Raw genomic sequence first — 18,960 nt, forward strand, 5'->3', positions numbered from 1 at the left:
AAGCGGGCGGGTCTCTCGATACTCTCGAGGACCCGCCCACATTGGCTTTAACAGGAAAGCAAAAATATGGCTGCAGTAGCTGAGACGCAGGCAGTGTCTGCGACGAAAAAGAAGAAGTCGGGCGGTGGGCTCGGGCGCTACATTCTGTGGCGCGCTGTGCTGATCATTCCGACTGTGTTTATTTTGGTGACGATGGTGTTCCTTCTGATGCGCACCATCGGAGACCCAATCACCGCGTCTATTGGCGGAAAACTGCCACCCGATCAGCTCGCTGCCCGCATTGCGGCGGCCGGCTATGATCGGCCAGTTTTGGTGCAGTACTTCGAGTACCTCGGGCAGGTTTTTACCGGTAATTTCGGCACCACAATCACAGACAACCGCCCGGTTACTGAAGTGCTGCTAACCTTCGGTTCGGCAACTTTGGAGCTTGCGTTTTACACGCTGATTGTTGCGTTTATTGTCGGTATCCCGCTCGGTATGGCCGCAGCCTACTACCGCGACAAGGGGCCGGATGCGGCGCTGCGCATGTTTGCGATCTTTACCTATGCAACCCCGGTCTTCTTCTCCGGTTTGATAATGAAGCTGATCTTTGGGGTCTGGCTTGGTTGGCTTCCTGTGTCGGGCCGCGCCTCGGTGAACACTGAGATCGACATCCAGCTGAATGTCGCAAACCCAACCGGTATTTACCTCATCGACGCCATCCAGACCGGGAATCCGGCAAACATTATCGATGTGCTGCGTCACGCGGTGCTGCCGGCGCTGACACTTGGCATGATGACAGCTGGTGTCTTCCTGCGTCTTGTGCGCACCAATATGATTGGCACTATCGGCCGTGAATACGTTGAGTCTGGCCGATCACGTGGTGTGTCTGAGTTCAGACTTATCACTAAACACGCATACCGGCCGGCCCTGATCCCAGTGATCACTGTGATTGGCCTGCAGATAGCGCTGCTACTCGGTGGCGCTGTGCTCACCGAAACCACATTTGAGTGGAAAGGTCTCGGCTTTCAGCTCGCCTATTATCTTTCAGGCCGCGACTTTGTTGCTGTGCAGGGTATTGTGGCGATGCTGGCGGTCATCGTTGCGCTTTCCAACTTCATCGTGGATATACTTGCGGCGCTCATCGACCCACGAGTGAGGTACTAACTATGACTGTAAAGAAATGGCACAACCTGCCACTGATTAAGCAGTATCGGATGTCTGTTGGCTGGCAGCGTTTTATGCTCACGGTGGGTCTCGCGCTCGTCGGCCTGTTTGTGGTTGTTGCGGTGTTTGCCCCGCTGTTGGCGCCGTACTCACACAATCAGCTGTCAAACGAAAACGGATCTTTTGGATCTCTGTCAGCGCCGAGCATAGCCCACCCGTTGGGCACAACTATCGCTGGATACGACGTGTTATCCCGTGTTATCTGGGGTAGCCGGACAGCGCTGTTCGTTATTGTAATCGCCGTGCTCGCATCTATCTTTATCGGCTCACTGCTCGGTCTTATTTCGGGTTACATTGGCGGTGTTATTGACCGTGTGCTCGTGATGATCTCTGATGCGGTGTATGCGTTCCCGTCACTGCTGCTTGCGATTGTGCTGTCGATTATGATCTCCGGCGGTCAATCGAGCATGTGGGGCGGTATATTGGCCGCGGGATTCTCGATCACAGTTGTGTTTATTCCGCAGTATTTCCGCGTCGTGCGGTCAGAAGTTGTGCGCATCAAAGCAGAAGCATTTGTGGAGTCTGCGCGCGTTGTTGGCGCAAGCCACATGCGGATCATGTTCCGCCACGTGTTCCGCAACTCGACCCGCTCGCTGCCGCTGGTGTTTACGCTGAACGCATCTGAGGCGATCCTGACTTTGGCAGGTCTTGGATTCTTGGGTTTCGGTATCGAGCCAAACTCTGCCTCTGAGTGGGGTTACGATCTGAACAAATCACTCAGCGATGTAACAAACGGTGTCTGGTGGACGGCGCTGTGGCCTGGACTTGCAATTGTGCTCGTCGTGGTCGGACTCACCCTCACAGGTGAGTCACTCAACGATCTGGCAGACCCACGTCTGCGCAGCCGCCGACGTGCTGTTGCAGGATCGGGCACCGTCGCGAACACCTCTGTTGTGACAATACCTGATGTAGCGGCGGGCTCTGCTGCAGCCGGGGAGGTCGCGGCTGATCCGAAAGAAGCAGGCACGAGTGAAGGAGGTGCCCGATGAATCAGGTGCTAGATATTCAAAACCTTGAGGTTACTTTTTCGACCGACCGGGGGCCGGTAAAAGCGGTTGATGGCGTGTCACTGCAGGTTGCTCCGGGTCGAGTGCTTGCGGTGGTTGGCGAGTCTGGCTCGGGTAAAACCGTGTCGGCACGCACGGTTTTGGGCTTGCTGCCGGAGACCGCGGCTACAAACGGCGCTGTTTTGCTTGCGAACACCACTGAGCGCGGCGGCGTCAGCGATGTAATTACGCTGAGCAAAGATGAACTGCGAAAAGCGCGCGGGCGTGACGTGGCGATGGTCTTCCAAGAGCCGTCAACTGCGATGAACCCGGTGTTTCCAATCTGGTGGCAGATTGCAGAGGGGTTGCGGGCGCACGGCAAATACACGAAAAAAGAGCTGCGCGCCAAGGTGCTTGAGATGCTGAAGCTGGTGGGTCTGCCAGACCCTGAAGCGCGTCTCGACTACTACCCACACCAGCTGTCTGGCGGGCAAAAACAGCGCGTCATGATTGCGATGGCGCTGGCCTTGCGCCCGGGTTTGATTGTTGCTGATGAGCCAACGACCGCGCTTGATGTGACGGTGCAGGCGGAAATTCTCGACCTCTTGCGCAGGCTGCGCGATGAGCTGGGAACAGCAATTCTGCTGATCACCCACAATATGGGTGTGGTAGCCGATCTGGCCGATGATGTTGCTGTGATGTATCAAGGCAAGGTTGTTGAGACCGGCTCGGTTGAGCAGATTTTTAAACACCCGCAGGAGGACTACACAAAGACTCTGCTCGGCGCTGTGCTGAAGCTCGGCGATGGGCGGATCCGTGCGGCCAGTGTGCATGAGGCTGAAGCTGCTGCGCATGCCGCAGGTATTGCACATGAGCCGAAGCCGAAGGGCGAAGTTTTAGTTGCAGCCCGCGGTCTAGAGATCCAGTATCCGGGCCGCTTGGGGCGCCCCGGTTTTAAAGCTGTGCGCGGTGTTGACTTCGAAATTCGGGGCGGTGAGGTTTATGGCCTCGTCGGTGAGTCCGGCTCAGGTAAGTCAACAATTGGGCGCGCGATTGCGGGTCTCACCGAAGCTACTGGCGGGTCGTTGCAGGTTTTCGGCCACGAGATGGTCGGATTTAAAGAGAAGGCTTTTAAACCGCTGCGCAAAGACATTGGATTTGTTTTCCAGGATCCCGCATCAAGCTTTAATCCGCTGCTAACGATTGCTGAGAACGTTGCTGAACCGTTGATTGTGCACGGTAAAGCGAAAGACGCTTCTGCTGCTCGCGCGCGAGTCGATGAGCTGTTGGAGGCGGTGCAGCTGCCGCGGAGCTATGGTGACCGCTTCCCGCACGAGCTTTCCGGCGGGCAGCGCCAGCGTGCCTCATTAGCGCGAGGTTTGGCGCTTGATCCGAAACTGTTGATTGCTGATGAACCGACAAGTGCCTTAGACGTAAGCGTGCAGGCGCGTGTGCTTGAGCTGTTTGCGGAGTTGCAGCACGAACTGGGTTTCGCGTCTCTCTTCATCACCCACGATTTGGCTGTTGTTGATGCTTTGGCTGACACGGTGGGTGTGCTTTTCCACGGCGAGCTTGTTGAAGCAGGGCCGGCGCAGCAGGTGTTGAGCGATCCGCAGGAGCTTTACACGCAGCGTCTCTTAGCTTCACTGCCAGTGCCAGATCCTGCCGAGCAGGCAGAGCGTCGCGAGCTGGCACGGAAGCTGCGCGCCGCAGCTGGGATTAACTAACCGTTACATCTAAAAAGCCGGTCTGCTTTACCATCCAGACCGGCTTTTTAGATGTCAGAGACTATTTTGTGCCAAACAGTTTTTGCAGGCGCTGGATGCCCTCAACCAGCGCCTCATCGCCCAGGGCGTAACTGAAACGCAGATAGCCGCTCGGGCCGAACGCCTCGCCCGGCACCGCCGCGACCTCGGCCTCTTCAAGAATGATGTCGGCGAGCTCAAGTGATGTCTGCGGGGTCTTGCCGGCAACCTCAGTGCCGAGCACCTCAGAAACATCGACGTAAGCGTAGAAAGCGCCCTCAGGCATTGGGCAGTTGAAACCACGCACTTTATTTAGCTCAGCAACGATGAGCGCACGACGACGCTCAAAGGCCTGACGCATTTCTTCAATCGGCGCAGTGTCGCCCGTCAAAGCCTCAATCGTTGCGCGCTGCGCAATGTTGTTGACGTTGCTGCAGAGGTGTGACTGGAGATTCGCGGCAACCTTAATTGCGTCAGCAGGGCCGACCATCCACCCCAAACGCCAACCGGTCATAGCGTAGGTTTTAGCGACACCGTTCACAAGCAGTGTTTGCTCAGCGAGCTCTGGCACAGCTTCAACAATTGAGACAGCCTTTACGCCACCGTAGGTGAGATTTTGGTAGATCTCATCGGTAATCACCCACACGCCGTTTGCGAGCGCCCATTCACCGATAGCCTTTGTCTCTTCAAAGTTGTAGACAGCCCCGGTTGGGTTTGATGGTGACACGAACACAACAGCTTTAGTGCGCTCTGTACGGGCAGCCTCAAGCTGCTCGACAGTGACCTTATAGTTTTGATCTGCCCCTGCATAAATCGGCACGGCAACCCCGTCAGCCAGTGCAATCGCCTCAGGGTAGCTGGTCCAGTACGGGCCAGGCAAAATAACCTCATCGCCGGGGTTAATAATTGCTTGGAAAGCCATATAAACCGCCTGCTTACCGCCGTTGGTGACGATAATCTGTGCAGGATCCACCTCAATGCCACTGTCGCGCTTAGTCTTCTCGGCAATTGCCTTGCGCAATTCTGGGAGACCCGTTGCCGCGGTGTAGCGGAAGTTTGCCGGATCATCGAGCGCAGCGCGTGCTGCATCTACGATGTGGGGTGGGGTTGGGAAATCAGGCTCACCCGCAGCGTAACTAATTACCGGGCGACCCTCGGCTTTGAGGGCTTTCGCTTTTGCGTCAACCTTGAGCGTTGCTGACTCGGCGATTGCCGCCATCTTCTTTGAAACACGTTCCCTTGTCATGTCTTTATCATAGTGCAGTTAGACAATCGGAGCGTTATACCGTATGCTTGACAGGTGCTAGTAAATAGCATTAATTTTTATGTCCGCAACACATAAAAATCACCCAAAGGGCGGTGGCTCAATTGGTAGAGCAGCGGTCTCCAAAACCGCAGGTTGCAGGTTCGAGTCCTGTCCGCCCTGCAAATAACTCACACAGTGGGTTGGTTAAGAGAGGAAAATGCGTGAGCAGCACTGAGATCCAGGCATCTGCGGCGGGTCGGGCAGCAGGCAAAAAGCCAAATATTTTTGCGCGCATCATTCTCTTCATCAAGCAGGTTTTTGTTGAGCTGAAGAAGGTAACCACTCCAACTCGTAAAGAGCTTTGGAAGTATTTCCTTGTGGTGCTCGGGTTTGTTGTGCTGATGATGCTGTTTGTGACAGTCATCGACCAGTTGTTTGGTTTGGCGACCTCATTCCTGTTCGACGGCTCAAGCTACTAAGAGCTTGCTCAATAGCTATTAAGGAGCGATTGTATGACTTCTGAAAATAACGTGGAGGAAACCCTCGAAAACGCGCTTGACAAAGCTGCTGTGGAGGCGAATGGCGAGGCCACTGCTGCCGCTGTTGATGCAGATAGCGCAGAGGGTGAGGATCGCGCAGTTGATCCTTACAAAGAATTTAAGCGCGAGCTGCGCCGCAAGCCCGGTAAATGGTACGTCATTCACAGCTACGCGGGCTATGAGCGCAAGGTAAAGCAGAATCTGTGGCACCGTCGCGAGATCATGAAGGCGACCGAAGACATCTACGAAGTAGAAGTGCCTATGGAAGAAGTCATGGAGGTGCGCAACGGCCAGCGAAAGATGGTTTCGCGTGTGCGCATTCCCGGCTATGTGATGGTGCGCATGAACCTGAATGAGACAACCTGGTCTGTTGTGCGCCACACACCTGGTGTTACCGGATTCGTTGGTAACGCACAGGATCCAATTCCGCTGCGCTTCAACGAAGCTTTCGAGATGCTGAAGTCAACGGTTGAGATTGATGGCGAAGGCAAGGGCGAGGCGGCTGCGCGTGCTGCCGCTGCTGGCAATGTTGACATTGATTTCGAGCGCGGCGAGACCATCACCATCACCGGTGGCCCATTCGCTGGCTACCCAGCAACGATCAACGAGATCAATGCGGCAGCCGGCAAGGTTGTTGTGCTTGTTGCGATGTTTGACCGTGAAACCGCGGTTGAGCTCGGGTTCGACCAGATTGAAAAGATGGTCTAAAATTAGAGACTTGTGCATCGATTTTCGGTGCACTTACTTGCCAGCTTGGTAAGTAACCTTCACCGCATCGGTGAAGTGCCCCAAAACTCACGTGTTTCGGGGCGCGCCACAACGGCGCAACTACCGCCGACAGAAATACTGTCGCGTGGGAGAGGCCCACGGGCTTCGATGAAAGGAAAACTCATGGCGAAGAAAGTTGTGGGTCTGATTAAACTTCAGATCCCTGCTGGCGCCGCTAACCCAGCACCTCCTGTAGGTCCTGCGCTCGGTCAGCACAGCGTCAACATCATGGAATTCTGCAAGGCATACAACGCAGCGACTGAATCACAGCGCGGCAACATTATTCCTGTAGAGATTTCTGTTTACGATGATCGTTCATTCGATTTCGTGCTTAAAACTCCACCAGCAGCTGAGCTCTTGAAGAAGGCTGCAGGCGTGCAGAAGGGTTCAGGCACCCCGCACACCGTGAAGGTCGCAAAGGTTACTCGCGACCAGGTACGTCAGATCGCAGAGCAGAAGATGGCTGATCTAAACGCTAACGATCTTGACGCAGCAGAACTTATCATCGCGGGCACCGCTCGCTCAATGGGCATTACGGTCGAATAGGAGGGGCGTAGAAAATGGCTCAGAAGTCAAAGGCATACCGCGCCGCTGCCGAAAAGATCGAGGCAGGCAAACTTTACACTCCAGCAGAGGCAGTAACCCTCGCTAAGGAGACCGGCTCAGCAAAGACTGACAGCACCGTTGAGGTTGCTGTGAAGCTCGGCGTTGATCCACGCAAGGCTGATCAGATGGTGCGCGGCACCGTTTCTCTGCCACACGGCACCGGTAAGACCGCACGTGTGATCGTTTTCGCTATTGGCCCTGCTGCTGAGGCAGCTATCGCTGCTGGCGCAGACGAGGTGGGCGGCGATGAGCTTATCGAAAAGGTTGCTGCAGGCTGGACCGACTTCGATTCAGCAGTTGCAACTCCCGACATGATGGGTAAGGTTGGTCGTCTTGGTAAGGTGCTCGGTCCACGTGGCCTGATGCCAAACCCAAAGACCGGCACTGTTACCCCAAATGCTGCACAGGCTGTGACAGACATTAAGGGCGGTAAGATCGAGTTCCGCGTTGACAAGCACGCTAACGTGCACTTCATCGTTGGTAAAGCATCATTCAGCCCAGAGCAGCTGACTGACAACATCAATGCTGCGCTGGAAGAGATTGCACGTCTTAAGCCAGCATCATCGAAGGGTAAATACTTTATCAAGGGTGCGGTTTCAACCACCTTTGGTCCTGGTATCCCGCTCGATGTAACCGGTCTCTAAACACTGGTTGATTGTTTTTGGGGCTCCGCCGCACGGTGGGGCCCCAATTTTTTTATGAAAGTTCTTTGTATCGGGCGGCTCAGCCTTAACCAAACTCTTACGGGTCGGCAATGTTTGTAACAAACTGTGGGTAATCGTAAAACATGTGAGGATTTCCACAGATCCACCTGCAGTTAAACACCTGCACAATAACTATGTTTGGCTGGTGGTATGAGTTTAGACACAACCGCAGTTATGCAGATCGTTTTTGGTGCGACTGTGCTGCTTGTGTGCGCTGCGATTGTGACGCTCATAATCTGCCAACAGCGACGACGTAAATTCTGTCGCGACTATGGAGTGCCGAAAAATGTTAGCTGGCAACTAATCTGGCTGTTTCCGCTGGGGCGTGAATATATAGCGCAGTTGCGAGCGGCGCATGTCACTAATATTGCGGATATCTCTGAGACGGTTGGTGAGATGCCGAGAGATGCCTGGGCAGAGATAAAACTGCCGGAGACAGCTGTCGCGCAGCTTAGGGGGCTAAGCAGCAGCGACCGCAGCGAGCAGACAACAAGCTACAGTTCAGGCAAATCGTTGCCGCAGCAGCGAAAACTTAAAGTCTGCTACACAGACGAAGATCTCACTGCGAAATACGAAACAATATTTGAGACGGCCAGAGACGATGTGCGGGCGCATTACAATTAACTAGGAGGTAAACGTTGACGACACCACTGAATGCAGATGCTCCCGGTAAAATACGTGTTGGCGTAATCGGAGCGGGGCAGTTAGCGCGCATGATGGTGCCCCCAGCAATTCATCTGGGGCTCGATATTAGTGTTCTCGCAGAGGGGCCGAATATGAGCGCCGCTCGTGCAGCTGATGCAGAGGGCGACTATCGCGACCTTGAAACGGTGCGTGAGTTTGCTAAGACAGTTGATGTTGTCACCTTCGACCACGAGCATGTGCCACCAGCCATTCTTGAAGCGCTTGAATCCGACGGTGTGCGGGTGCATCCAACCCCCGCCGCGCTGCAGTACGCGCAAGACAAAATTTTGATGCGCCAAAAGCTCACAGAAATTGGTGCGCCGGTGCCTGAGTGGGCATCAGTTTCTGATCCTGATGAACTGACTGCGTTTATAGCTGAGCACGGCGGGTGTGCGGTCGTGAAAACAGCTCGCGGTGGCTACGACGGTAAGGGAGTTAGAGTCGTTAGTTCCGCTGCTGAGGTGGCTGATTGGTTCGCCGCACTAGCAAACACCGATACGGAAAAAGCAGAAAATGAGCCAGGCCAGGCTGCACAAGCGCTTCTGGTTGAAGAGCTTGTTGACTTTACGCGTGAACTGTCGCAGCTTGTCGCACGGCGCCCAAGCGGCGAGATCGCAGCTTGGGAGGTTGTTGAAACTGTGCAGCGCGACGGTGTGTGCGCTGAGGTTGTTTCCCCCGCGGTAGAGCGAACCGCAAACGAACAAACCGCTGCCGCACAGACAGCAAAACCGTCGGCAGGCGACAGCCAAAACACTGCGCTGGCAAACACTGCTCGCAGCATTGGTGAACAGATTGCTACAGGGCTTGGTGTGACGGGTGTTATGGCGGTTGAAATGTTTGAAACAGCAGACGGTCGCTTACTGGTTAATGAGCTGGCGATGCGCCCGCACAATTCCGGACACTTCTCAATCGAGGGAAGTGTCACCAGCCAGTTTGAGCAGCACCTGCGTGCGGTTACAGACCTACCGCTTGGTAGCACAGCAGCCACAGCAAAAGTTGCGGTTATGATCAATGTGCTCGGCGGGCCGGCTGAAGGCCCGATGCCGGTGCGCTACCATGAGGCGCTCGCAGCATTCCCGCGCGCTAAATTTCACTCATACGGTAAAGATCCACGCCCCGGTCGCAAAGTTGGTCACGTCACTGTGACTGGGAGTGATCTGGCAGAGACTCTTGATTATGCGCGGGCAGCTGCCGCCGTTTTCAACAACTAACTTCTAACCCCAATAAGCTGCAGGAGAAAAGATGTCGCAAACGCCACTGGTCGGAGTAATTATGGGATCCGACTCTGACTACCGAGTTATGGCAGATGCTGTGGCGATACTGCGAGAGTTTGGTATCGCACACGAAGTGTCGGTTGTGAGCGCCCATCGCACGCCAGAGAAAATGGTCGATTATGCCCGGTCAGCAGCTGCACGTGGTTTGCAAGTAATTATTGCTGGCGCCGGTGGGGCTGCCCACCTGCCGGGAATGGTTGCCTCAATGACCACACTGCCGGTTATCGGTGTGCCAGTGCCGCTAGATAAGCTTGACGGCCTAGATTCACTGCTTTCGATAGTGCAGATGCCCGGCGGAATACCGGTAGCAACTGTCTCGATCGGCGGTGCGAAAAATGCTGGAATTCTTGCCGCACGTATTATTGGTGCAAACGACCAGGCGGTGAGCCAGAAACTCGCGCAGTATGCGAGCAGTTTGGAGCAGCAGGTGGCCGCTAAAGATCAAGCGCTGCAAGAGCGGGTTGCGGCTGAGGCCTAGGAGCGCTTAAATCTCAGCGTGAATCTGCCAGATTTCACGGGCGACTCGATCCCATGAGTAGACGCCACTACGATCTGCGGCTAGCACCTGAAGCGTTTGCAACTGCGCGCTAGCCTGGGAGTCGCTATCGAAAAGATCTTGTAGCAGGCGCTCAAGTGTCTCCTGATTGCTGAATACGACACTGCCTTCCTGCGCAAATTCAGTGACCTCATCGTGCTCAGCGTGCGCAATTGGGATGCCAGCCTCAAGCGCAGCATACACCTCATAGCCAGCCTCTAAGTGCTGCTGCGGCAGCACTAAGAGCTCTGCTCCAGCAAGCACAGCACCAATATCTGTCGCTGCTTCAAGTGCTGGGTAGCAGACCCGATTATCTGCGGCAGCTGGTGTAGCGCTGTCGGCAGTAGCCGATTGATCCGAAAGAAAATTAAAACTTGTGTCGAGCACCACCAATTGCGGTGCCCCGCGCACAGCGGTAACCGCTTTCACCAATGATTCCAATTCTGCGCTGCCGGCCGCCGCAGTGGTGACAATATAGTGTTTCGGCAGACTAAGTTCTTGACGACGCTTTTTCGCGTTATCGCCGGGCAGAAACTCGGTAGGGGCCGCCAACGGAACAACATTGACACGCGTGGCACCGTGCTGCGCCTGCAATTTTTCTGCAAGCGTGTGGGAGGTTGCGAGAATTCTGTTCGCATTTTTTATTGCACGTTTCAAAAGCGCCCGCGGTGCACGGGTAACAGGATTGAGCGGTGAACCGACGCTCGCCTCTGGCAGATGCGTCACGGACACGGTGACTTGGGTGCCATCCGCATTCGAAAGCGGGCTCGTTGGAGCCAGGGGTGTTAGGGCGTGCACAAACTCACCGCTCAAAGGATTCGCTGCTGCGCTAGCACGCCACACTACTGGCAGAGTTTTTGCCGCTAACGGAATTTCAGAAATAGTCAGATTCGGATCGGAAATCTGAGGCAGCTGCGAGCCGCGCGGGAGCAGATACTCAATTTTGCAACCGCGGGGTGCTGTTGCAAGCAGAGCCGCTGTGAGATCTTGCAACGCAAAGCGATTTGCTTCGTGATCGTGATCAAAAAACGTCTCACCTATGACGTTTAGAACAGTCATCGGAATCCTCCCGAAAGCAAATCAATACAGTGTTAATTTTAGAGCGCAGATGCTAGAGAATTGCTGGTGACGCACCACCGCAACAGACATCTAAGAGTGGCTAGCACACACAGCGCAATAAAATCACAGGTACCCTTATAGTTATGCGCGTTTTACTGACCGGCGGCGCCGGCTACATTGGCTCACACACGGCTGTTGTTCTCGCCGAACGCGGGCACGAAGTCGTGATTGTTGATGACTACTCAAATGCTCACCCAGAGGCGGTGCGGCGCGTTGCTGAAATTGTGGGCAAAGCTGTGCCGATGGTGGAGGCGGATCTTGCGAACCAAAAGGCCGCCGCACAAGCGTTTACAGATGCCGCTGCGGCTCTTGGCGGTGAATTAGACGCGGTGATCCACTTCGCGGGTTTAAAAGCTGTTGGTGAGTCCGTTGCGCAGCCAACCCGCTACTACCGCACAAACATTAACTCAACACTAAACGTGCTCGATCAGATGCGTGCGCACAGCATCAATCGCTTGGTTTTCTCAAGCTCAGCAACGGTCTACGGAGACCCTGAGACGAACCCGATCGCTGAGACACAGCAGGTTGGGGTCGGTCTCACAAACCCCTACGGCTGGTCCAAGGCAATGAATGAGCAGATTATTCGTGATGCGGCGGTTGTGCAAAAGGGGTTCAGAGCGGTGCTGTTGCGCTACTTCAACCCGGTGGGTGCCCATGAATCTGGACGCATCGGCGAAGACCCGAGCGGTATTCCAAACAATCTCATGCCGTTTGTCGCGCAGGTTGCTGTGGGTAAAAGAGAGCAGCTGTCTGTTTTCGGCAGCTCATACCCAACACCTGATGGAACGGGCGTGCGTGACTACATCCACGTTATGGATCTTGCTGAGGGGCACGCCGCAGCGCTAGAGGCTGCGGGCGAGGGGGTTGCTGAATACAATCTCGGGAGCGGCAAAGGATCGAGCGTGCTTGAGGTTGTTGCAGCTTTTGAACAGGCAAGCGGCAGGCCTGTGCCGTATCAGATTGTGGACGCCCGGCCCGGTGATGTGGCAGAGTGTGTGGCGGATCCGCGGAAAGCTAACTCCGAACTAAACTGGCAGACTACCCGCTCACTAGCTGACGCCTGTGCTGACTCATGGCGTTGGCAGTCGCAAAACCCGAACGGCTATGCAAAAGACGGGGAGGTGACTGCATAATGGCCACAAGCCAGCTCGCAGCGCAGTTGGAACAACCGTTAAGGTATCCAGATACCAATTCAGAACCGTTTATGACCAAGCGCGCTCGCTGGTTGGTTGTGCTCGGCTTCCTGCTGCCGGGCACCGCGCAGATTACCGCGGGTAAAAAGAAACTAGGCCGCTTCGGGCTGGCAGCTTCAATTTTTATGTGGTCTTTACTGGCGCTTGCCGCGCTGGGTTTCTTTCTCTCGCGCAGTTTTCTTATAAACCTACTCACGAACACTTGGGTGCTGCTGGTAATCCAGATACTGCTGATCGGTTATGCGGTGCTGTGGCTGGTGTTGGGTCTTGACACGCTGCGAATGGTGCGCGTGCGCAAGGTGAAGAGCGCGTGGCGACTCCCCGTTGTGCTGCTCTCACTCGTGCTGACAGTTGTGCCAGCGCTGGGAGCCGGGTGGGCGGCCAACACTATTAACGCCGGGCGCGGGCTTATCAATGATCTCTTCCAAAACCACCAAGCCGCGGTGGAACCGGTGGACGGGCGCTACAACATTCTGCTGCTCGGCACCGACGCTGGCGCAGATCGTGAGGGTATTCGTCCTGACAGTATTTCGTTAGTCAGCGTTGATGCTGAAACTGGGCAGGCGCTAATTATCGGTCTGCCGCGCAATCTTGAACACGCGCCGTTCCCAGAATCCAGCCCGATGCACACCCTGCACCCGGACGGCTTTGGTATCGGCACCTACTGCTACACCGGTGAGTGCTATCTGAACCACATCTACACCGAGGTGCAGGAGTTCACTCCAGAGCTCTACCCGAAAGCAACTAAACGAAGCTCGACTCCGGGCATTGAGGGCACAAAAGATGCCGTTGAGGGCGCCACAGGTTTGCATGTGCAGTTCTATGTGCTTATCAACATGGACAGTTTTGAACGTTTGATTGATGCTCTCGGCGGAGTGGATATTAATGTGAAAGAGCCTCTGCCGATCGGTGGTGATGCTTACGGGAACGGTGTTGAAGGATACGTTGAAGCGGGGCAGCGCCGACTGAGCGGCTTTGAAGCAATCTGGTATGCGCGCAGCCGCTATGGCTCAGACCGTGGTGACTATGACCGCATGGAGCGCCAGCGCGAACTGCAGGCGGCTATTGTGGCGCAGATGACACCGGAGAATGTGCTGCTGCGTTTCCAGGAGATTGCTGCCTCTGGCAGCTACATTGCAGACACCGATATTCCAAAATCGATGCTCGGCACATTTTCTGAACTTGTTATGAAGACAAAAGAATATCCAGTGCAGCGTCTGGAACTGGTGCCGCCAGCAGTAGACACCGCTGATCCAGACTATGCGACTGTGCAGCAGCTTGTGCGAGACGCGGTTGCAACTGCCTCAGCACCAGAAGAAACAGAGTAGCTACAGTGAATCCAGTTGAAATGCATGTCACCGCGGTGCTGGTGTCATACAACCGCAAGGAACTTTTGCGCGAAGCGCTCGCCGCGCTGGGTGCCCAAACCCGACGCCCAGACAGACTGATAGTCGTCGATAACGCCAGTGATGACGGCGCTACTGAGCTGGCAGCCGATTTTATTGCCGTTTGGGGCAACCGCGGCAGGCTGATTCAGCTCACACAGAATACTGGCGGCGCCGGTGGTTTTACGGTGGGTATCGCAGCCGCGCTGCTGCCGGATAGTGACGGTCGGATGAGCGACTGGGTCTGGGTTATGGATGATGACACGGTGCCACACCCTGATGCCCTTGAAAACGCGCTGCAGGCGCATGCTCGTTTCGCTGCAGCCGGTCAAGATTCGCTCGCTGTTATGGGGTCGCGGGTCGTTTGGACGGACGGCAATAACCACCCGATGAACACCCCTAAGCCAAAGATTCTCGCCGCTGACCGTGAGAAAAAGCGTGCGGCCGCTGCCGGCGGCACTGAGATCCGCTCTATTTCTTTCGTATCCGCATTTCTTAGAGTGCCGCGAATTCTTGCAGAAGGGCTTCCCGTTGCAGACTACTTTCTCTGGAACGATGATTTTGAATACTCCGCCCGGCTGTTGCGTGGCGCGCGAGGTCTTTTCGTGCCAGACTCGGTTGTCACACATAAAACTAAACTTCGTGGCTCTAGCGACACAGACCCGGGTGAGCGCTTCTACTTTGAAGTGCGCAACAAGACCTGGGTGTTTAATCAGTCGCGCGCGTTAAAGCTCTGGGAGCGTAACGCCTATCGGGCAGCAACAGTTAGGCGCTGGCTGCGCACAGTAAAAAATTCCACGAATCGCAAACAGCTCGCGAACTGTCTGCGCAGGGGTTTACGTGACGGGATCGGCACAAAACCACGCTACAACAGTGAGGTGCTACTGGGTGCTGGGGTGCCGGATGATGTGGCGGCGGTCATCGCGCACCTAGAAGAGCCCACCTTCAAGAGAAAGACCGCAGCCGGCTGGAGCAGCAAAGCATGAGTGACGCTAAGCAGACAGAGAACACACTGAAAACTGCTCCTTTTACTCTGCTGATGAGTGTTTATGCCGGTGATACCGCCCACGATTTGAAACGCGCCTTCGAAAGCTCCGTGCAGGAACAAACCTTAGCCCCCGCAGAAGCGGTGATCGTGCAAGACGGGCCGGTGAGCCCGGAGCTTGCGGCAATGCTTGAAACAATCGCGGCAGCAGCGCCGATCCGCACAAAAATCATAAAACTTGCGCGCAATCAGGGGCTTGGCGCCGCGCTCAATAACGGCCTTGCAGCCTGCAGTTACGAGTATGTTGCGCGCATGGACGCCGACGATGTGAGCCTGCCTGAGCGATTCGCCACCCAATGGGCGCGGGTGCAGCGTGACAACCTTGACCTGCTCGGCACCGGCATGTATGAGTTCAGCAGCAACCATACAACGCCCGGGATGCGTCGAGTGCCGCCCACCGGCGCCGCTATCCGGACACACATCCGGACGCACAATCCCGTAAACCACCCAACCATGCTGTACCGCAAAAGCGCGGTTGAAGCGGTTGGCGGTTATGACGAGATGGGATCGATGGAAGATTACTACCTCGTTATCCGGATGCTCGCAAACGGGGCCAAAGTCGATAATCTTGCTGAACCGCTGCTGGCATACAACGTTGGCGACACGACAGCGAGCGGAGTTTATAAGCGCCGTGGCGGTATCGAACCATTGATAACCGAGGTGCGCATTCAATGGCAGTTGCTGCGGGCGGGGTTTATCGGCCCTGTGCGTTTCATTGTGAACAGCGCTGTTAAGGGCACCTATCGCTTGCTTCCGGCAGGTTTGAAGCGTAGGCTTTTTAGTCGTTTTGTGGCAAACGGTCTGCCGGGCGAAAGGGGAACAAAATGATCGCTGACCCGCTCGATACAACAGTAACTTTGCTGCAAGATCTGATTCGTGCAGCGTGTGTAAACGACGGCGCAGACCAAGCCGGACAGGAAATTCGGGCAGTCCGGGTGCTGCAAGACTTCCTTGCCGGGTCTGACGCCGAGATTGAGGTCTATGAAGCACTGCCGGGCCGTGGCTCGCTGGTAGCGCGCGTGAAAGGCACCGATCCTAACGCACCAAAGGTTGGCATGCTCGGCCACCTTGACGTTGTTCCAGTTGAGCGTGAGGCCTGGGAGCGCGACCCCTTCGGCGGCGATCTCATCGACGGTGAAGTTTGGGGTCGGGGCGCGGTCGATATGCTCTTTCTGACCGCCTCATTTGCGACTGTTCTGCGTGAAGTCGCGCTCGCGGCTAAAGACGGTCGCCCACCACGCGGGGATCTGCTGCTGATCGCTGTAGCCGACGAAGAAGCAGGCGGTGAGCGCGGCATTAAATGGCTTTTGCAAAACGCCCCAATCATGCGTGAGGTAACAGAGATTATCGGTGAATCCGGCGGCATGCGGTTCGGTAATCACCTGGCTATCGAAGTGGGGGAAAAGGGCAGCGCCGGCCGCAAAATTAAGGTTAAAGGTGTGCCCGCCCACGCTTCTATTCCTTTCGGATCAAATGGCGCGGTTTCGGTTTTGGCAGAAGCAGAACGACTTTTGCGCGAAGCTAAAGCCCCTGTAGTTTTGGGTGAAACATGGCAGGCGTTTGTGACCGCTCGCGTCAGTGATGAAACCGTAGCTGAAAAGCTGCGGCACCCGAGCACCGTTGCAGAAGGGATCGCACAGCTCGGTGTCATTGCTGGCTATGCGCATGCAATTTCGCGCACGACGTTTGCGCCAACCAAGGTAAGCGCGGGATCCGCACACAATGTGATTCCCGCAAGCGGCACACTAACCCTAGATATTCGCACTCTGCCCGGTGTTAACGACGCAGCGGTTGATGAGATTTTGCGTGACACACTCGCGCCTTTGGGTGCAGATTTTGAGATTAAACACCTGCTCGGGTGGGCGGCCACACAGTCGCCAACCGACTCCGATCTTTTTCAGGTGCTGAGTGAGGTTGCAACTGAGGTTTCAGGCGCCCCCACGATCCCGCTCCTCGCCGCTGGCGGCAGCGACTGCCGCTTTTACAGAGAGCTTGGCATTCCGGCTTATGGGTTTGCCGTGCTCAGCCCGCAGTGGACGTATGAACAGTACCGTGAACGCATTCACGCGCACAATGAGCGTATCGACGTTGAATCGATCAACCTCACCCTAACCGCACTGCGCGCCGCAGTGGGACGCAGAATCGGATAGCGCGAGTTTCACACTTTACGCTACCTATCTGCGGTTGTGCTCCCGCATGAACTCGACAGCCTCGTCAATCGGGCCGTCAAACGCTTTGCGGCCGTGATCTAGCACGATCCCGCGCTCGCAGAGACGCTTCACCTGCTTTGCATTGTGGCTCACAATAAACATGGTGGTGTTGCGTTCCTTCAGCTCTTCCAGCCGATCCATACACTTATTAGCGAAATTTGCGTCACCGACAGCAAGCACCTCGTCAACAAGCAGCGTGTCTACCTGTGTGTGGATCGCTACTGCGAAACCGAGTCTTGCGTACATGCCGGAAGAATAGAATTTTACTTCAGTGTCGATGTATTCACCGATCTCAGCGAACTCTTGGATCGCATCGAATTTCGCATCAACCTCTTCGCGGCTCATACCCAAAATTGCGGCGTTGAGATACACATTTTTGCGCCCGGAAAGATCCGGGTGAAAGCCCGCGCCAACCTCAAGCAGGCCGCCCAGTGTGCCGCGGGTGCGCACCCATCCGCCGTCGGGTTGCATAACACCCGAGAGCAGCTTTAGGGTGGTTGATTTGCCTGAACCGTTGTGCCCCATAACCGCGACGGACTGCCCTTCGGGAACGGAAAATGTGAGGTCTTTTAATGCCTCGAATTTGCTGGATGTTTGCTTGCCACGAATCTTTGCAACAAAGGTTTCCTTCATTGACTGAGTGTGTTTAATTGCAAAGGTTTTGGTGACTCCGTTGAGCACAATTCTCGGGGGAGAAGTGTCGCCGGGCCGCGGTGCCTCCATCGGATTTGGGAGGTTTGGATCAACAACCGGGAAGTTAGAGTCGCTGTGCAAAGATACCCTCCATCTTACGGAATGACAGCTGCCCAAAGAACAGGCTCAGAATCGAAATACCAACTGCTGCGAGAATATAGATCGACATATGCCCTGGACGTTCAGCGCCTGGTGATATTGGTAACCAAATACCATCGTGTATCAGCTCGATCGCAACGGTTACCGGATTTGACATATAGATGTGGTAGAACCAACTCGGTGCAATGTCGCGAATCATTTGGAAGCTGTAGAGCACCGGGCTGGCCCAGGTGGAATACATAAGAATTAGGTCAACAATATTCTTTGCATCGCGGTAAATAGCGTTGATACCGCCGAAGAACATGCCGACACCCAGCCCAAAGACGAGCAGTAGCAGCACGCCGCCGAGAAGCGATAAGAGGGCGGTGAAGCTGAACTTCCAGCCAAAGATAATTGCGATTATGAGCAGCAGCGAGGCTTGTGGCAGAAAGTGCACCATTGCCACCAGGGTTGACGAAACAGGGAAGAGCTCGCGCGGCAGAAAAATTTTGCGCACAAGGCCTCTGTTGTCGACGATACTCGAGGTGGCGTTTCTGAGAATTTCAGAAAATAGGCCGACCCCAACGATGCCGCAGAACAGGTAGATGGGATAGAAGTCGATGCCGCGAGTTGCGCCGAACACCAGCCCCACTACGAGGTAGTACATCAAAAACTGTGCTGCTGGTCGAATATACGACCACACCCAGCCGAGCACGGAACCGTAATACCGTGTCGCGATTCCTTTATTGGTCAGGAGGGAGAGCAGATAGCGGTTTTTGAAGACGTCTATGAGGCCGCGGCTGTGACCGGGGCGGCGAAACTCAGGGTGGTTTTTATACTGCGCATAGTGTGCAGACATTGCCTGCTCACGCTGCTCAGCAATTTCTGGTCGCAGCGAGGGAATGGTTGCCTCGTATGAGTATGATTCAGTGGAGTCGCTCATC

At 55.3% G+C, this 18,960-nt stretch carries 19 protein-coding genes and 1 tRNA gene; 16 read left to right on the forward strand and 4 right to left on the reverse strand.

From position 1 onward, the window contains the following. Positions 1-66 precede the first annotated feature (66 nt). Genes HCQ99_RS04720 through HCQ99_RS04730 form a run of 3 tightly spaced genes read left to right on the forward strand, consistent with a single transcriptional unit; the run spans position 67 to position 3,919 of the window. Entirely contained in the window at positions 67-1,146 is a 1,080-nt protein-coding gene (locus HCQ99_RS04720) for an ABC transporter permease (protein WP_166986679.1), read from the forward strand. Positions 1,147-1,148: 2 nt separating this feature from the next. Then, positions 1,149-2,195: an ABC transporter permease gene (locus tag HCQ99_RS04725; protein ID WP_243854797.1), complete on the forward strand. Its 1,047-nt coding sequence runs from the start codon at positions 1,149-1,151 to the stop codon at positions 2,193-2,195. Then, positions 2,192-3,919 carry a dipeptide ABC transporter ATP-binding protein gene (locus HCQ99_RS04730; RefSeq protein WP_166986682.1) on the forward strand — a complete coding sequence of 576 codons (1,728 nt, stop codon included), beginning with the start codon at positions 2,192-2,194 and terminating at the stop codon, positions 3,917-3,919. Before HCQ99_RS04725 ends, HCQ99_RS04730 begins: the two co-directional genes overlap by 4 nt. Before the next feature lie 61 nt (positions 3,920-3,980). On the opposite strand, the gene HCQ99_RS04735 is transcribed toward HCQ99_RS04730, so the two are convergent. Further along, positions 3,981-5,183, reverse strand: coding sequence for a pyridoxal phosphate-dependent aminotransferase (locus HCQ99_RS04735; RefSeq protein WP_166986685.1), 1,203 nt, complete (start codon positions 5,181-5,183; stop codon positions 3,981-3,983). A 107-nt stretch (positions 5,184-5,290) separates the two neighbouring features. Here HCQ99_RS04735 and HCQ99_RS04740 point away from each other — a divergent pair. The 8 genes from HCQ99_RS04740 to purE all read left to right on the forward strand — a co-directional run bounded on the left by HCQ99_RS04740 (position 5,291) and on the right by purE (position 10,236). Next, positions 5,291-5,363 (forward strand) — tRNA-Trp (locus tag HCQ99_RS04740). A 41-nt stretch (positions 5,364-5,404) separates the two neighbouring features. After that, positions 5,405-5,662 carry a preprotein translocase subunit SecE gene (gene secE / locus HCQ99_RS04745; protein ID WP_166986688.1) on the forward strand — a complete coding sequence of 86 codons (258 nt, stop codon included), beginning with the start codon at positions 5,405-5,407 and terminating at the stop codon, positions 5,660-5,662. Between the two features lie 33 nt (positions 5,663-5,695). Then, entirely contained in the window at positions 5,696-6,430 is a 735-nt protein-coding gene (nusG, locus tag HCQ99_RS04750) for a transcription termination/antitermination protein NusG (protein ID WP_166986692.1), read from the forward strand. A gap of 183 nt (positions 6,431-6,613) precedes the next feature. Beyond that, positions 6,614-7,036, forward strand: a complete 423-nt coding sequence (gene rplK, locus HCQ99_RS04755) for a 50S ribosomal protein L11 (protein ID WP_166986697.1) — start codon at positions 6,614-6,616, stop codon at positions 7,034-7,036. Positions 7,037-7,050: 14 nt separating this feature from the next. Beyond that, positions 7,051-7,740, forward strand: coding sequence for a 50S ribosomal protein L1 (rplA, locus tag HCQ99_RS04760; protein ID WP_166986701.1), 690 nt, complete (start codon positions 7,051-7,053; stop codon positions 7,738-7,740). 210 nt (positions 7,741-7,950) lie between these two features. Next, positions 7,951-8,424, forward strand: a complete 474-nt coding sequence (locus HCQ99_RS04765) for a hypothetical protein (protein WP_166986704.1) — start codon at positions 7,951-7,953, stop codon at positions 8,422-8,424. Between the two features lie 14 nt (positions 8,425-8,438). After that, positions 8,439-9,695: a 5-(carboxyamino)imidazole ribonucleotide synthase gene (locus HCQ99_RS04770; RefSeq protein ID WP_279586872.1), complete on the forward strand. Its 1,257-nt coding sequence runs from the start codon at positions 8,439-8,441 to the stop codon at positions 9,693-9,695. Positions 9,696-9,726: 31 nt separating this feature from the next. Further along, positions 9,727-10,236: a 5-(carboxyamino)imidazole ribonucleotide mutase gene (purE, locus tag HCQ99_RS04775; RefSeq protein WP_166986708.1), complete on the forward strand. Its 510-nt coding sequence runs from the start codon at positions 9,727-9,729 to the stop codon at positions 10,234-10,236. Between the two features lie 6 nt (positions 10,237-10,242). On the opposite strand, the gene HCQ99_RS04780 is transcribed toward purE, so the two are convergent. Further along, on the reverse strand, positions 10,243-11,352 hold the full coding sequence (locus tag HCQ99_RS04780; protein ID WP_166986712.1) for a glycosyltransferase family protein: 1,110 nt from the start codon (positions 11,350-11,352) through the stop codon (positions 10,243-10,245). 143 nt (positions 11,353-11,495) lie between these two features. On the opposite strand from HCQ99_RS04780, the gene galE reads away from it, so the two are divergent. Genes galE through HCQ99_RS04805 form a run of 5 tightly spaced genes read left to right on the forward strand, consistent with a single transcriptional unit; the run spans position 11,496 to position 17,185 of the window. Further along, positions 11,496-12,545: a UDP-glucose 4-epimerase GalE gene (gene galE / locus HCQ99_RS04785; RefSeq protein ID WP_166986716.1), complete on the forward strand. Its 1,050-nt coding sequence runs from the start codon at positions 11,496-11,498 to the stop codon at positions 12,543-12,545. Beyond that, on the forward strand, positions 12,545-13,933 hold the full coding sequence (locus HCQ99_RS04790) for an LCP family protein (RefSeq protein ID WP_166986719.1): 1,389 nt from the start codon (positions 12,545-12,547) through the stop codon (positions 13,931-13,933). Before galE ends, HCQ99_RS04790 begins: the two co-directional genes overlap by 1 nt. Positions 13,934-13,938: 5 nt before the next feature. Then, complete coding sequence (locus HCQ99_RS04795) at positions 13,939-14,976, forward strand: glycosyltransferase (protein WP_243854798.1); 1,038 nt, start codon at positions 13,939-13,941, stop codon at positions 14,974-14,976. Continuing rightward, a complete protein-coding gene (locus HCQ99_RS04800; RefSeq protein ID WP_243854799.1) occupies positions 14,973-15,863 on the forward strand; it encodes a glycosyltransferase in 891 nt (296 codons plus the stop codon). The genes HCQ99_RS04795 and HCQ99_RS04800 overlap by 4 nt, the downstream gene beginning before the upstream one ends. Further along, positions 15,860-17,185, forward strand: coding sequence for a M20/M25/M40 family metallo-hydrolase (locus tag HCQ99_RS04805; RefSeq protein WP_166986722.1), 1,326 nt, complete (start codon positions 15,860-15,862; stop codon positions 17,183-17,185). Before HCQ99_RS04800 ends, HCQ99_RS04805 begins: the two co-directional genes overlap by 4 nt. Before the next feature lie 24 nt (positions 17,186-17,209). Here HCQ99_RS04805 and HCQ99_RS04810 read toward each other — a convergent pair whose 3' ends face one another. Both HCQ99_RS04810 and HCQ99_RS04815 read right to left on the reverse strand, forming a co-directional pair. Continuing rightward, positions 17,210-18,019 carry an ABC transporter ATP-binding protein gene (locus tag HCQ99_RS04810; RefSeq protein WP_341747200.1) on the reverse strand — a complete coding sequence of 270 codons (810 nt, stop codon included), beginning with the start codon at positions 18,017-18,019 and terminating at the stop codon, positions 17,210-17,212. Continuing rightward, entirely contained in the window at positions 18,003-18,959 is a 957-nt protein-coding gene (locus HCQ99_RS04815; RefSeq protein ID WP_243854571.1) for an ABC transporter permease, read from the reverse strand. The genes HCQ99_RS04810 and HCQ99_RS04815 overlap by 17 nt, the downstream gene beginning before the upstream one ends. Between the last annotated feature and the right edge of the window lies 1 nt (position 18,960).

The organism is Canibacter zhoujuaniae, from assembly GCF_011752015.1.
In the GTDB taxonomy this organism is placed as follows: Bacteria; Actinomycetota; Actinomycetes; order Actinomycetales; family Microbacteriaceae; genus Canibacter; species Canibacter zhoujuaniae.